Annotated in this window: 16 protein-coding genes; 8 read left to right on the top strand and 8 right to left on the bottom strand. The window is 65.6% G+C overall.

Going from position 1 to position 13862, the window contains the following annotated elements; genetic code table 11:
• Positions 1–62: 62 nt before the first annotated feature.
• Complete coding sequence (locus tag M2361_RS13955) at positions 63–692, bottom strand: YdcF family protein (protein ID WP_259249849.1); 630 nt, start codon at positions 690–692, stop codon at positions 63–65.
• A 35-nt stretch (positions 693–727) separates the two neighbouring features.
• Positions 728–2011 carry a DUF4141 domain-containing protein gene (locus M2361_RS13950; protein ID WP_259249847.1) on the bottom strand — a complete coding sequence of 428 codons (1284 nt, stop codon included), beginning with the start codon at positions 2009–2011 and terminating at the stop codon, positions 728–730.
• A 152-nt stretch (positions 2012–2163) separates the two neighbouring features.
• Between M2361_RS13950 and M2361_RS13945 the strand changes: the two genes are divergently transcribed.
• Positions 2164–2565 (top strand): hypothetical protein, encoded by a 402-nt coding sequence (locus M2361_RS13945; RefSeq protein ID WP_259249845.1) that lies wholly within the window; start codon positions 2164–2166, stop codon positions 2563–2565.
• Here the strand turns inward: M2361_RS13945 and M2361_RS13940 are convergent, their stop codons facing one another.
• The 3 genes from M2361_RS13940 to M2361_RS13930 form a co-directional block, all read right to left on the bottom strand.
• Entirely contained in the window at positions 2566–3183 is a 618-nt protein-coding gene (locus M2361_RS13940) for a hypothetical protein (RefSeq protein ID WP_259249843.1), read from the bottom strand. It lies immediately after the preceding gene.
• 88 nt (positions 3184–3271) lie between these two features.
• Positions 3272–3673, bottom strand: a complete 402-nt coding sequence (locus M2361_RS13935) for a hypothetical protein (protein ID WP_259249842.1) — start codon at positions 3671–3673, stop codon at positions 3272–3274.
• 81 nt (positions 3674–3754) lie between these two features.
• The gene (locus tag M2361_RS13930) at positions 3755–4648 is read right to left on the bottom strand and encodes a LysR family transcriptional regulator (protein WP_259249840.1); all 894 of its coding nucleotides are present in this window, start codon (positions 4646–4648) and stop codon (positions 3755–3757) included.
• Between the two features lie 108 nt (positions 4649–4756).
• On the opposite strand from M2361_RS13930, the gene M2361_RS13925 reads away from it, so the two are divergent.
• Both M2361_RS13925 and tam read left to right on the top strand, forming a co-directional pair.
• Positions 4757–5743: a TerC family protein gene (locus M2361_RS13925; RefSeq protein ID WP_259249838.1), complete on the top strand. Its 987-nt coding sequence runs from the start codon at positions 4757–4759 to the stop codon at positions 5741–5743.
• Positions 5744–5970: 227 nt separating this feature from the next.
• Complete coding sequence (gene tam, locus M2361_RS13920) at positions 5971–6762, top strand: trans-aconitate 2-methyltransferase (RefSeq protein ID WP_259249836.1); 792 nt, start codon at positions 5971–5973, stop codon at positions 6760–6762.
• On the opposite strand, the gene M2361_RS13915 is transcribed toward tam, so the two are convergent.
• Entirely contained in the window at positions 6734–7564 is an 831-nt protein-coding gene (locus M2361_RS13915) for a helix-turn-helix domain-containing protein (protein WP_259249835.1), read from the bottom strand. The two genes, tam and M2361_RS13915, sit on opposite strands and share 29 nt — an antisense overlap.
• A gap of 102 nt (positions 7565–7666) precedes the next feature.
• On the opposite strand from M2361_RS13915, the gene M2361_RS13910 reads away from it, so the two are divergent.
• Positions 7667–8914: an MFS transporter gene (locus tag M2361_RS13910; RefSeq protein ID WP_259249833.1), complete on the top strand. Its 1248-nt coding sequence runs from the start codon at positions 7667–7669 to the stop codon at positions 8912–8914.
• A 74-nt stretch (positions 8915–8988) separates the two neighbouring features.
• On the opposite strand, the gene M2361_RS13905 is transcribed toward M2361_RS13910, so the two are convergent.
• Positions 8989–9321, bottom strand: coding sequence for a protealysin inhibitor emfourin (locus M2361_RS13905; RefSeq protein WP_259249831.1), 333 nt, complete (start codon positions 9319–9321; stop codon positions 8989–8991).
• Positions 9318–10382, bottom strand: a complete 1065-nt coding sequence (locus M2361_RS13900; RefSeq protein WP_259249829.1) for a M4 family metallopeptidase — start codon at positions 10380–10382, stop codon at positions 9318–9320. The genes M2361_RS13905 and M2361_RS13900 overlap by 4 nt, the downstream gene beginning before the upstream one ends.
• A gap of 403 nt (positions 10383–10785) precedes the next feature.
• On the opposite strand from M2361_RS13900, the gene M2361_RS13895 reads away from it, so the two are divergent.
• From M2361_RS13895 to M2361_RS13880, 4 genes are all read left to right on the top strand, one after another.
• The gene (locus tag M2361_RS13895; protein ID WP_259251481.1) at positions 10786–11667 is read left to right on the top strand and encodes a prohibitin family protein; all 882 of its coding nucleotides are present in this window, start codon (positions 10786–10788) and stop codon (positions 11665–11667) included.
• Positions 11668–11828: 161 nt separating this feature from the next.
• Complete coding sequence (locus M2361_RS13890) at positions 11829–12071, top strand: hypothetical protein (protein WP_050450109.1); 243 nt, start codon at positions 11829–11831, stop codon at positions 12069–12071.
• Between the two features lie 94 nt (positions 12072–12165).
• Positions 12166–12669, top strand: a complete 504-nt coding sequence (locus M2361_RS13885) for an RNA polymerase sigma factor (RefSeq protein WP_259249825.1) — start codon at positions 12166–12168, stop codon at positions 12667–12669.
• Positions 12670–12680: 11 nt separating this feature from the next.
• Complete coding sequence (locus tag M2361_RS13880; protein WP_259249823.1) at positions 12681–13718, top strand: FecR domain-containing protein; 1038 nt, start codon at positions 12681–12683, stop codon at positions 13716–13718.
• The last annotated feature ends 144 nt before the right edge of the window (positions 13719–13862 follow it).

The raw sequence follows: 13862 nt of genomic DNA, 5'->3' as shown, positions 1-13862 counted from the left end.
ATGGGGCGGCGGACGACGAATAAGGAATGACGGACGTCACTAATACGGAATGACGGACGTCACTATAGCGACCGCCACCCGTACCAGGCTACAGCGGGTAGTTCGCGAAAAACGGAATAGAGATCGCGCCATTCAAAAAACCGGGGATACCCGCCACTGACGTCCGCCACGCCATGGCGGCGCAAGGCCAGCATGGTGCGCGGCAGGTGGAAGTATTGCGTGACGGCCAACGCGCTGGTGTAGCCGTGTTCGCGCATATAGGCGCTGGCGTGGCGTGCGGTGGCCCAGGAATTATTGCCCGCGCTGTCCATCACGATGTGGTCGGCGGGCACGCCGCGCGCCAGCAGGTAGTTGCGCATCACGGCGGCTTCATCGGCGCCGGCCGGGTCGATGCCGCCGCTGACAAAAAGAATGCGGCATTGCCGCGCCGCGTAGCAGTCGTAGGCGCGGTCAAGCCGCGCGGCCAAGCGGGGCGAGGCTTCGCCGCTGGGCAGCACGGTGTTGCCCAACACGATGGCCACGTCGGCGGGGCGCGCGCGGGTAAGCAGGCCGGTGGCAGCCAGGGCGGCGGCGGCCAGGGTCAGCGCGATCAGGACGGCCGACAGCAGCGGGGCGAGGCGGGGGCTTGAAACTCGGAGGGCTGAAACTCGGCTTGAGCGGGTGCGATCAGGTCGAAGAGGCTTGGGCGGCATGGGCGGCACGCTAGTGGATGCACATCACAACGCGCCTATTGCGAGGCGGGCGGTCGTTGCGGCAAGGGGTAATCAAAGCTGATTTCGTTGGACACGATGGGCTGGGCAAGATTGCCCGGGTCGGTCAGTACGACGGCCGCTCGGTACTTGCCCGGCGCCAGCGCGGGCAGGAACGGCACGTTGCTGTAGCCGTTGTCGTTCAGCAGGTAGGCCGGCTTGCCGTCTTCGCCGGCGGCCCAGACGATCGGGTCGCGGGCTAGGCCCAGCGGGTTGGCGGGGAGCAGGGTGTCGGCGTCGCGCTGGTAAAGCGGGTGCACGATGCGGTGGCCCTGTGCGTTGGTCAGCAGCAGCCAGACACGCGGCGCATTCAAGGCGACAGGCGCGTCACTGGTGTTGGCCACGCTGACGATGAACTGGCCGCCGTCCTCGCCATTCCAGTCGGCCAGCGTGTCGGCAAGATCCAGCGTCAGTGGGCGAGGCGACGACGGCGCTACCAGCCGGTGCTTGTCCACGCGCAGATCCGCATAGCGCACCCACTTCAGCACAACGCCCGCCGTCTTGCTGGCGTAGCGCACTTGCAGCCAGTCGGGCGGGCGCAGGGCCACGACGTCCAGGTGTTCGCCTTCGGTGGCGGCCATGGTGGGGGTAGCGTTGACGTCTGGGGTGTCGGTCAGATCCAGCTTGCTGACCGGCACGGCGCCGCCCTCCAGTGGCGAGCCTTCGCCTTCGATGTCGATGCGGTCAATCGACCCGTCTTCACGAAAGCGGTAGCTGAGTTCGGCGGCCTCGCTTTCCAGGCCGAACAGCGCCTGCGTCCCCCAGGACGTGGCACGCGCCGTGCCGTCGGATCCCAGCGCGTAGTCTTCGAAGCCGTTGCTGGCGGCGCCATAGCGGCATGCCACATGAATCACGGCTTGTTTTTCGTCGATGACCGGGTTGACGAAGCCTCGGCAAGGGCTGGATGGGTCGGGGTGCACGATTTCCTGGAAAGTCCCATGGTCGGGCCGGTACAGGAAGAGCCGTGCAAAAAGCTGCGTGCTGCCGCCGCTTTGTCCCAGTATCAGGTCGCGGTAGCCGTCATGGTTGATGTCCACGGCTTGGATCTGGTCGACCGCATCGGCATCGAAGCTGCCCAGCGGCTGCTCGGGGCCATCGCCCACACGCACGGTGGCTTGCTGCGTATCGCCGCTGCTGACGGTGACCACGCCCGGCAGGCCCGCCTTGATGGAAAACGGAACCTTGCGCGGGGCGGCTTGCACCTGCGCCTGCACCTGCCCCGCGCACGCGGCCAATGCGGCCACCAGAAAAATCCGTTTCACGCGCCTCTCCCAGCGTCGATCAAGGGGGGCAATATACCGCAGCGCCGTGCGGGAAAACGAGCAGCGCGCGGCGGCGGGCGGCTTGGCATCTTGAGTAGAATTGACGGTCTGGTGTTGTCCAGGCCTTGTGCGTCGTCGCGCGTTTTTTCGCCATGAACTTTCCCTTTCCCATCCGCCAAGAATGTCCGCCGGGCGCCTGTATGTGCGACCGCGACACCCTGTTGGCGGACCCTGCCGCGGATATCCGCATCCTGCGGCTGACCAAGGAAGAAGAAAAACGGCTGGTTGCGCGTTTGGAAAACATCAGCAGCCTGGACGACCTGCGCGCCATGCAGGGCCGCATCCAGGCCCAGTTGGGCATCGTGATCGTGATCACGCCCAGCGATAACGAAGTGCGCACGTCGCGCGGCATTGCGATTCAGTTGGAAGACGCGCCGGGCTTGTGCCGCAAGACGCGCACCGCGCTGCCCGCCGCCATACGCCGGGGGTTCGAGAACAAGCCTGAAATCGTCTATGCGCTCTTGAACGAGCGCGACCTGCTTGCCGGCACCTGATCAGTCTTGATTGCACGGCGCCAGCGGCGCTACCGCCGTCGGCGTACGACCGGCCTCGGGCCGCGTGGCGGGCTGTTTGCCGCTGCGCACCGGGTAGCTCAGGATGACGGCGCTGCCGGCCTCCAGCCTGGCGGCATTGGGCGAACCATACGCCACCGTCCAGCCGCGCACGGCCAGCGGCGCCAGCGTGTATTGCAGCGCTGAGCCGGGCGACACGTGCGCCACCTTGCCCGCGAAAAGCTCTTGTTGGGGCACGGGTTTTCCGTCGACCAGGGTATAGGTGACGATGCGATCCAGGGCGGCGGATTCGCCGCGCCGCGCCAGGATGGCCGTTTTGTATTTATTGGGCGGAATGTCCGTCAGGTTGACGTTGACCGGCTCGGTAGCTTGGCCGGCGGCGTTCAGATGCACGCCGGTGACGTCGACACGCGCCAGCGGCGCGGCCCCCGTATTGCGCACCCGCACGCTGTACTGCCCTGACGTGCCGGCAACGGTGCAGACGTCCACGCCGGTATTGCTGGGCGACACCGGCGTGGCTGCCGAGGCGCCCAGGGGTAGCAGGCAAGCCACGGCCAACATGGCGGCAAAAGTCGGGGCGGGGACAGTTCGAGTGGGCAAGGCGCGCTCCTGTGTAGGGGCAGCGTACCGGGCGGCGCGGTGCCTGCCGGTATTACACCACTTGGTCACCCCGCTGGGTCAGCGTGGCTTACACCACCTGGCGGCCAGGCGCAGCGTTGGCCTGCTCGCGCTTGCCCGCCAGCCAGTGCAAGACCATGGCCAGCGCCAGCAGGCCAACCATGATGAAGCCCCAGAAGATCCAGCCAAGCACCGCGATCAAGGTGCCCAGGCTGCCCGCCACCGGCAAGATCTGGTTCAGGCCCTGCGCGGCCCACACCAGGCCGCCTTGCAGCGACGCCAGCCAGGCCGGGTCCACCCAGCCCGCGGCCCACGCGGGCGCAACCCATTGGGACGTGTCCAGCGCGCTGCCCGGCACCTGCGCGGTAGAGATGGTGGCCAGCACCCAGTCGGTCAGTTGCAGGGTCAGCGCCACCAACCCCGTCCAGAGCGCGGCAAGCACGGCGAAGGTGAGCCAGATGATTTTCTTCATTGCAGTGGTACTCCGATTCAAAAGAGGGGCCACGATAAAGCGAATTCTATTTCTAAAAAACCAGAGTACGTGTGACAAACATTAAGAAAAAACCGAAGTCTTGGCGTGCGCCAGCACCGCCTGGACCAAGGGATGGTGCTGGCCACGGCGGTTGCGGATGGCGTGGATTTCTTCATGCACGTCGTCGCAGCGGGCCAGCGGGCGCAGGCCGCGCAGCAGGCCGATATCGTCGCCACCCAGCCGGCTGAGCGGGAATACGCCCAGCCCGCGCGCGGCAAACACCGACATCAGCGCGCTGTCTTCGAATTCGCCCACCACATTGGGCAGCACGCCCTGTTCGCCGAACCAGCGGTCCAGCGTCTGGCGCAGCACGGAATGGCCGGTGGGCAGCAGCACGGGCAGCCGCTCCAGGCAGCGCGGGAAATCCTGCGTATCGGCCTTGCGAACTAGCCGCGCCGGGCCGTACCAGTCCACCGCCGACGACACCAGGCGGTCGCTGGTCAGGCGCAGGTTGGGGTTGGCGGGCGCGCCCTGGCCGGCCAGCACCAGGTCCAGATGGTGTTGCGCCAGTTCACCCAGCAGCTCTTCCACTTCGCCTTCATGACAGGTCAGGCGCAGGTCGGGCGTGTTTAGCACGGGGCCCAGCAAGGCGTGCGCCGCCAGCTTCGAGATGCCGTCGGACAGGCCCACGGACAGCCGGATGACGGGCTTGGTGGCGGCCGCGCGCACTTCCTGCGGCAGCACATGGCCAATCTGGAAGATCTCTTCGGCCCGCGCGAATGCGGCCTTGCCGGCGTCGGTCAGAGCGACGCCGCGCCCGGCCGGTTTCAGCAACTGGTGGCCCAGGTTTTTTTCCAGATCGCGCACTTGGGCGCTGATGGTCTGGATGGCCATGTCCAGCCGTTCGGCGGCCCGGGAAAAGCCGCCTTCCTTGGCAACCATCCAGAAGTAATACAGGTGTCGGTAGTTCAGCATGTGTTCTTCTTTACTTCGGTTTTTTCGAACCTTAACTCACTTTCAGGCTGATTTCTCGGTTGGCATCAAATCCGGATCATGGGCACCTTCGAACACAGCGGGGCAATCATGGACACTTTGATCACATTCTTCAACAACGACTTTTTAGGGACACCGACCTGGGCCTGGCTCCTGTTCGTGAGCATTGTCGTCAGCCTGCTGGCCTTTGACCTGGGCGTGCTGCACAAGGAAGACCGCGAGATCGGTGTGCGTGAAAGCCTGTTGCTGTCGGGTGGCTACATTACCGCCGCGCTGCTGTTCGGCGGCTGGGTGTGGTGGCAGTTGGGCGCGACTAGCGGCATGGCCTATTACACGGGCTTCATGATCGAGAAATCGCTGTCCATGGACAACGTCTTCGTGATCGCGCTGATCTTCAGCTTCTTCGCGATTCCCCGCCAGTACCAGCACCGCGTGTTGTTCTGGGGCATTCTGGGCGTGATCGTGCTGCGCGCCATCATGATTGGCCTGGGCGCCGCGTTGGTCAGTAACTTTGGTTGGCTGCTGTATCTGTTCGGTGCGTTCCTGGTGTTCACGGGCATCAAGATGTGGATGATTGCCGACCAGACGCCGGACATCGCCACCAACCCGATCCTGAAGTTCCTGAAGCGCCATATGCGTGTGACGGAAGGCCTGCGCGGCAACGCGTTCGTGGTCACCGAAACGGACCCGGCCTCTAACAAGAAGGTGCGCTTTGCGACCCCGCTGCTGCTGGCCCTGGTGCTGATCGAGTTTGTTGACCTGGTGTTCGCGGTGGATTCGGTGCCTGCCATCTTCGCCATCACGACGGACCCGTTCATTGTCTACACCAGCAACATCTTCGCCATCCTGGGCCTGCGTGCGCTGTACTTCGCGCTGGCCGCCATGATCCACCGCTTCCACTACCTGAAGTACGCGCTGGCTCTGGTCCTGGTGTTCATCGGTACGAAGATCTTCCTGGTCGGCTTCATCGGCAAGGTACCCGCGGCGGTGTCGCTGGGCGTGACGTTCAGCCTGATCTTGGGTGGTGTGTTGTTCTCCTTGTGGAAAACCCGCTCGGATACGTTGACGACGCAGTAAGCGATATCTACGCAGTCCCCAAACCGCCGGCTGGTCCGGCGGTTTTTCATTCTCGGTCGCCGGCTGGTCCGGCGGTTTTTCATTCCCACCCGCCGGCTTTGTCCGGCGGTTTTTCTTTGCGCTGTGCCATAGGTGTTCGATATGAAAAATGGCGTGGCTACGTATTTGTAATATGACACGGCCAGGCGTAGAGTCCCGGCGTATCCGTCCTTCAGCAAGGAGCCGCCATGAGTCACACCACGAGCAACAACAGTTGGTCCGCCAAGCAATATTCCGCCTTTGAAAACGAACGCACCCGGCCCGTGCGCGACCTGGTCGCCGCCTTGCCGAATCAAGCCGTCGGGCTGGCGGTGGACCTGGGCTGCGGGCCGGGCAATTCCACCGAAGTGCTGGCCGCGCGCTATCCCGACGCCGTGGTCACCGGCATGGACAGCTCGCAGGACATGATCGAAGCCGCGCGCAAGCGCCTGCAGGGCGTGCAGTTCGAATTGGCCCACATTGCCACCTGGAACCCGCCCCGGCAGTACGACGTGATTCTGGCGAATGCCGCGCTGCAATGGGTGCCCGACCATGCCACGCTGTATCCGCGCCTGGTGGGCAAGCTGGCGCCCGGCGGCAGCTTGGCCGTGCAAACGCCCGACAACATAGAAGAGCCCGCGCACCGCCTGGCGCGCCAGGTGGCTGGCGAGGCGCCGTGGGCCGCGAAGACGGGAAGTGTGAAGCACCCGCCGCGCCACAGCGCGTCGTGGTACTACGAATTGCTGAAGCCGCATTGCGGCGTGCTGGATGTGTGGCGCACCACCTATCACCATCCGCTGGCCGGCGCGGCGGCGGTGGTGGAATGGTTCAAGGGCACGGCGCTGCGGCCGTATCTGGACAAGCTGGACGCCGCCGAGCAGGCGAGCTTTCTGGCGCGCTATCAGGCGCTGATCGCCGAGGCCTATCCCGCGCTGGCGGATGGCACGGTGTTGCTGCCGTTCCCGCGCTTGTTCATCGTGGCCGGGCCGAAGCACGACTAGGCGCGCTGGGCGACGCCGGGTCCTGCGACTTGTCGGCAAAATAGCGGGCGGGGGTTTTGCCCAGTGTCTTCTTGAACATGGTGATGAAGGCGCTGACGGATTCATAGCCCAGGTCTTCGGCGGTGCGCTGCACGGACACGCCTGCCGACAAGCGCTGCAAGGCCACGATGATGTGCAGTTGCTGGCGCCAGCGGCCGAAGCTCATGCCGACCTCTTGCTGCACCAGTCGCGCCAGCGTGCGTTCGCTCATGGCAACGCGCTTGCCCCATTGCGCCACCGTGCTGCGGTCGGCGGGGTCCGCATTCAGCGCGGTGGCGATCTCACGCAGCCGGGGGTGGTCGGACAGCGGCAGATGCAGGCGTTCAGTGGGCATGCGGCGCAGTTGTTCGATCAGCACGTCCGCCAGTTGCCGGTTGGCGCCGGCGGGCACCTCGGCCGCCGGCAACGCGGCCAGGTGCACGATCAGTTCGCGTACCAAGGGCGTGATCGCCAGCGTGCAGCATTCGTCGGGCAGGCCCGAGGCGTCGGATGGAACGAACAGGAAGTAGACGCGGCCATTGGCGGTAACGCGGTTGCTGTGCGGCACGCCGCCGGGAATCCACACGCCGCATTGGGGCGGCACCATCCATAGCCCTTGCGGCACCGAGCAGGTGACGCCGCCGCGCAGCGCCAGCACAAGCTGGCCCATGTGGTGGCGATGCGTGGGGGATTCGTTGTCGCGGTCCGCTCCGTCCACCGGCATCGCGAAGGCGGGCTGCGAGGTGGAGTCAGGGTCGAAGGGCGTGGGCGGGAACGGATGCATGCGCGGGGGAAAAGGGGGGCGCCGGACTTGGTTGGCTGAATTCCGGGATAGTTTGTCATTGTCTCGAAATTCGGTAAAGGCGCGCCTGCGTAAGCTTGCGGCATGAATCGACTTCCCTCATCTCTTCGTTCCGGCAGCCGTCCGGTGTGGCTCATCCTGGGCATTCTTTGCATCGCCATGGCGTTGCGTGCGCCCATTACGGGCGTGCCGCCGCTGATCGGCATGATCCGTGAACAACTGGGCCTGACGTCCACGGCGGCCGGCATGCTGATCACCTTGCCCTTGCTGGCGTTTGCGGTGGTGTCGCTATTCGCCGCGGGCCTGGCGCGCCGCCATGGCTTGGAGCGCACGCTGTTCGGCGCCATGGTGCTGATTGCGGTCGGCATCGTGGTACGCACGCAGGGCACGGCTGCGGGGCTGTATGTGGGCACGGCCATCATCGGGTCTGGCATTGCCATCGGCAATGTGCTGTTGCCCAGCCTGCTCAAGCGCGACTTTCCGCAGCGCGTTGCCGGGCTGACCTCGGCCTATGTGTTGACGATGAGCATCGCGGCGGGCGTGGCGTCGGCCGTTGCGATTCCGCTGGCGGGCTTGTCCTGGGGGCTGGCCGTGGATGGTTGGCGCTTTTCCACGCTGTGCCTGTTGGTCTTGCCGGTGGCCAGCATGCTGTTGTGGCTGCCGCAGTTGACGCATCACACGCCGCCGGCTTCCACCACCGCGCACGCGCCGCACGGCGGCCGCCTGTGGCATTCGCCGCTGGCCTGGCAGGTGACCTTGTACCTGGGCATCAACTCTTTCGTGTTCTATGTGGGCGTCAGTTGGCTGCCGGCCATTTTGCGCGATGCCGGCTATTCGGCCGAGCGCGCCGGCTCGCTGCATGGGCTGCTGCAACTCATGTCCGCCGGCCCCGCCTTGTTCCTGGCGCCGGTGGTGCGCCGTCTGAAAGACCAGCGCGGCGCGGCGTTCTGCGCGGCCGCGTCGTCCTTGGTGGCGTTCGTGGGCCTGATCGCCGTGCCGGGTTGGGCAACGGCGTGGATCGTGCTGCTGGGGCTGGGCACGGGCGGCGGCATCATTTTGGGCTTGGCTTTCGTGGGCCTGCGTGCGCGCCACGCGCAGCAGGCGGCGGCCTTGTCGGGCATGGCGCAGTGCGTTGGCTATCTGTTCGCCGCCAGCGGCCCCGCCTTGATGGGCGCGCTGCATGACCGTCTGGGCGGATGGAGCGTGGCTCTGGGGCTGTGCGCGGCCTTGTGCGTGGCGATGGCCGTCGTCGGCCTGTACGCGGGCCGCGCCATCCAGATCGGCGGGCCGCGCGCGTCGGCGCCGCAGCCGGTGTCCACCACGGCGCGTTAGGCGGCGGATGCTACGGGGCGGTGCTGCAGGTGGCCATGCTGCCGCAGGCAACGCGCCAGGTGGTGACCAAACCCTCAGCTTAGGGGCGCGGCGTGCGCCTTCCATAGCCGCATCAGCGTGTCGGGCGCGTCGGCCTCGGGCACGTCGAAACTGATGGCGCTTTGCTCGTCGCGGTCCAGCACGATTTCGATATGAAAGTAGCGTTGGTCGCCGCCCGCTTGCGCGCAGTCCGGCACCGCACGCGGGGCCGCGCGTTGCAGCGCGTCGCCAACCTCCTGGCGCACCTCGGGGGCGCAGGTGGCCAGGTTGATACTGCGCGGTTGCGTAAGGGCGGGCAGGTACGCCACGCCACCTTCGCGGGTCAGCCGTACCAGCAGCACCAGATCCAGGGGGGGCAGTTCGATCATGGCAGGACTCCTACGGCGGCCCAGGCTTGTGCCACCGCGGTTTGCACGTCTGCGTCGTGGCGTTCGGCGGCCACGGTCGACGTCAGGGTAGCGAAGGCCTTGAAGTCGGCATCGTGGCGCAGGCGCTTGTCGCACAGCGTGTCGTACCAGACGCGCCCGGCGCCTTTCCACGCCGGCCCGTCCAGTGAGGTCGCCGCCAGGAAAAACGCGCGGTTCGGAATGCCGGAATTGATGTGCACGCCGCCGTTGTCGCGCGGGGTATCAACGTAGTCGCGCATGTGGGCGGGCTGCGGGTCTTTGCCCAGCGCCGGGTCGTCGTAGGCGCTGCCGGGTTCCGACATGGATCGCAGCGCGCGCGCATTGACCTTCTCGGTGAACAGCCCGGCGCCGACCAGCCAATCCGCTTGCCGCGCGTTCTGGCCCAGCGCGTACTGCTTGACCAGCGCGCCGAACACGTCGCACAGCGATTCGTTCAGGGCGCCGGACTGGCCTTGGTAGAGCAGGGCGGCTTCGGAGTCGATCACGCCGTGCGTGAGTTCATGGCCGATGATGTCGACGGCCACGGTGAAGCGGTTGAAGATCTCGCCGTCGCCATCACCAAAGACCATCTGCGCGCCATTCCAGAAGGCGTTTTCGTAGTCCTCGCCGTAATGCACGGTGCCCACCAGCGGCAGCCCGTGGCCGTCGATGGAATGGCGCTTGTAGATGTCCCAAAACAGTTTGTAGGTGGCGCCCAGGTGCGCATAGGCCTCGTCCACCGCCACGTCGCCGCTGGCCGGGCGGCCTTCGGCGCGCACCAGCGTGCCGGGCAATGTGGTGGTGTTTTGCGCGTCGTGTACCGCGCGTTCCGGCACGCCGGGAGGCGAGCGCGAGGCGGACGGTGATGGCGTGGCGCGCGAGGGTTGCGCCGACATTTCGCGCAAGCCCCGCTGCTGCTGGTCGATGATCAGGGTCTTGACGGCGGGCATGCTGACGCGCGCGTCGCTGTGTTGCGCCAGGCGGTCCAGCACGTAGGGGGGTATCACGCCAATCAAGGGGGTGGACTCGGAAGGACGAGGCATTCGGTCTCCATCTTTGGCGCCGGACGCTTGCCGGCGGGGCGAAACTTCACGGTAGCAGATGGCCCAAAGCGGATGGCGTAACAGTCTGCGGCCTGATGCGAGCAAGCGTGCGAGGGGGCGCGCGCGGCGCTGTCGAACCCATGCGATTACCGTCATTCGATGGCTCGCAACGTCTAGAAATGTCTGGCAACATTGCGGGCGCATTGGATGCTTAATCCGTCCCTTTCAGGGACTAGAATCCGGTGCTTCTTTTCCGGGGGGGACGCGCGATGAGGTATTTCCTGATCTTGGTAGGGGCGGCCGTGGTCGCTTATTTGCTCGCGCGAGGCATCGCGGCCGTGCTCTCGGACCGTAAACGTACAAAATCAGAAAAGGACTCGAAGTGAAGCCGACAGATATTCAGATGGTCAAGACGATTGGCGCGGTCAAGCCGCGCAACATCAAGGTCGCCATCATTACCGGCCTGCTTTTTCTGCTGATCCTTTTCATTGCTTTCGGTTCATGGTTCCAGGTGGACCAGGGCGAGCGCGGCGTGGTGCTGCGCAACGGCAAGCTGGTGCGCGTGTCGGAACCCGGGCTGGATTTCAAGACGCCGTTCATCGACAACGTGATGATGGTGTCGGTGCGCGACCACACGTTCGTGTTCGAGAAGCTGGAAGCCTATAGCTACGACCAGCAGCCGGCGCAACTGCGCGTGTCCGTCACCTACCGCGTGCCGCCCGAGCACGTGGCCGAGCTCTATTCGGAATACGGCACCATCGAGAATCTGCAGATGCGCGTGCTGGAACGCAAGACGCCCGATGCTGTGAAGAACGTGTTCGGCCAGTACACCGCCGTGCGCGCCATCCAGGAACGCCAGAAGCTGGGCCTGGATGTGAACACCGCCGTGCTCAAGACAATGGACGGCGCGCCGGTGCAGGTGGTGGGCGTGCAGATCGAGGAAGTGGGTTTCTCGCAGGCTTACGAGCATTCCATCGAACAACGCATGCTGGCCCAGGTGCAGATCGAAACTACGCGCCAGCAGAAAGAAACGGCCATGATCAACGCCGAGATCCAGGTGGTCAAAGCGCGTGCCGAGGCCGACGCGCGTCGCCAGCAATTCACGGCAGAGGCCGACGGCATCCGCATGCGCGGCGACGCCGAGGCGGCGTCGATTCGCGCCAAGGCCGAAGCCTTGGCCGCCAACACCAATCTGGTGAGCCTGAACGCCGTTGAGAAGTGGGACGGCGTGCTGCCGGCCACGCAGGTGCCCGGCTCGGCCCTGCCGTTCATTGGCATTAAATAAAGGTGTACCTGGCGTAATCCTAGGGATATCCCTCTGTCAAGAATTGCAAAGCGGGCGCAAGGTGGCTTCATGGGCACACGAAGCACGCTTTACGATGAAGCGGCGTCGGGCCATGAAGGGGCCGGCGCGCTTGCCTAACCGCTTCAGCAAAGGAGACGTGGATGTCGCAGTTGGATTGGACGTCCGGCGATACCGCGCCGGACCGGCAGGGCTACTACGAAACACGCTTTGATACGGGACGCACCGCCATCACGCTATACAGCGTGCTGGGCTGGATGCCGGTGAAGACGCCCGGCAACATGGTGAGTTGGCGGCCGTTGCCGCCAGCGGCCGAGCGGGAAGAGGCCGAACGCCACATTCAGGAAATACGCGCGGCGCAAGCCCATATCCCGATGGATTACTAGCCGGACCGTCGGGCGCTTGAAATCAGTGGTTGCGATAATGAGAATTATTTGTAAAATTCGCCACCCTGTTTTTTTGACTGCCCCCGCCCGGCTCATGTCCCGCTCTTCCTCCCCTCGCACCGGCTGGCTCGCCTATTACGACGAGCTGGTGGGCGTATGGAGCCGCCGCACGGGCAACCGACACGACGCCGAAGACGCCGCGCACGACGCCATTGAACGCCTGCTGAAGGCCGACGCCAGCGTGGCCCTCAAGGCGCGCGGCTATCTGTTTCAGGCGGCGGGGCATCGGCTGATTGATCGCTGGCGGCGCCAGGACCGCGCCGAACACGTGCCGTGGGACGAACTGGACGAAGCCGATCAGCTGAGGGTGGATGACCCCGAGGCGTCCTTGCGCGCATCGCGGCTGGCCGACGACCTGGCCAATGTGCTCGCGGAATTGCCGCCCAAGTGCCGCCAGGCTTTCGTGTTGAACCCCATCGAAGGCTGGACGCAGGCCGAAGTGGCGCAGCACATGGGCCTGTCCAAGAATATGATCGAGCGCTACGTCATGCGCGCCATCGAGCATGTGCGCGACCGGCTGCGTGACCACACCCCATGACGATGTCTTTCATGAACAATCGCGATGAACCGCGCGAACCCGCCACCGCCGCGTGGTGGTTCGCGCGCTGGCATTCGGGCGAGCTGACGCGCCGCGACCGGCGCGCGTTTGCCCGGTGGCGGCGCGAGCATCCCGAGGGGGCGCGCGAGTTCGACCGCATGCAGCAGTTGGGAAGCGCGGCGGCAGGCCTGTCGCGCAGCCAGGTGGAATCCCTGCTTGGCGGACCGGTGCCGGCGCGGCCGGGCGTGGTGCGGCGGAAAGCGCCATCCCAACGCCTGTTCTCCTTGCGCATTGCGCTGGCCTGTGCGGCCGTGGCCGTGGTGGCCTTGGGCGTGTGGTGGAGCATGCCGGTGCAGGCGCCCACGTTCACCACGCTGGTCAGCACCGACCGCGGTGAACGCCGCCAACTGAGCTTGCCCGACGGCTCCGTGCTGGAGGTCAACGGCGACACACGCGCCCAGGTCAAGCTGTATGCCGAACGCCGCGACGTGGTGCTGGAGCAAGGCGAAATCAATTTCACGGTTGTCGCCGATGCGGCGCGTCCGTTTACCGTGGATGCCGGCAGCGGCGTGGTGCGCGTGACGGGCACGGTGTTCGACGTGCGCCGCGACGCCGATCAGGTGCGGGTGCTGGTGGAGTCCGGCACGGTGCAGGTGTCGGGCGGCCATTGGTGGAACCTGGGCCACGCGGTGCTGCGGGCGGGCCATGGCATCCGCGTGCCGGGCAGCGGCGCGATCGGCGTGCCCGCGCCCGCCGATGTACCGACCGCCACGGCTTGGCGCGAAGGCCGCGTGGTGTTCAAGAACGCGCCGCTTGTCGACGTGGTGCAGGAAATGAACCGCTATTTGGCGACGCCGCTCCGGCTGGCGGACGACAAGGCGGGGCGCCTGCGCGTGTCGGCCTCGTTCACGCTGGACCGGCCCGAGGCGCTGGTCGACGCCTTGCCCGCGGTGGCGCCGGTGCGGCTGACCCCGCGCCCCGGCGGGCCGATCGATATTTACGTCAATACCCATGCCAGTCCTGGCGACGCCGCCACGGTTACAAAATAAATGGGAATGAGATTCAGGTTTATCCGCGTTTGATTCGTTCTACGAAGGAAGGCGCGGGCGCCGAGCTTCTTTGCCCGGCCCCCGCCACCCCCGTCCAACGTTGAACCGAAACAGCAGGTAGTCGTGACTCTCTTTGCACACAGG

Origin of the sequence: Achromobacter sp. JUb104 (assembly GCF_024806975.1) — a bacterium.
GTDB classification, from domain to species: domain Bacteria; phylum Pseudomonadota; class Gammaproteobacteria; order Burkholderiales; family Burkholderiaceae_B; genus Achromobacter; species Achromobacter spanius.
The sequence above is the reverse complement of the archived record's forward strand: the minus strand, read 5'-3'. Positions and strand labels throughout refer to the sequence as shown.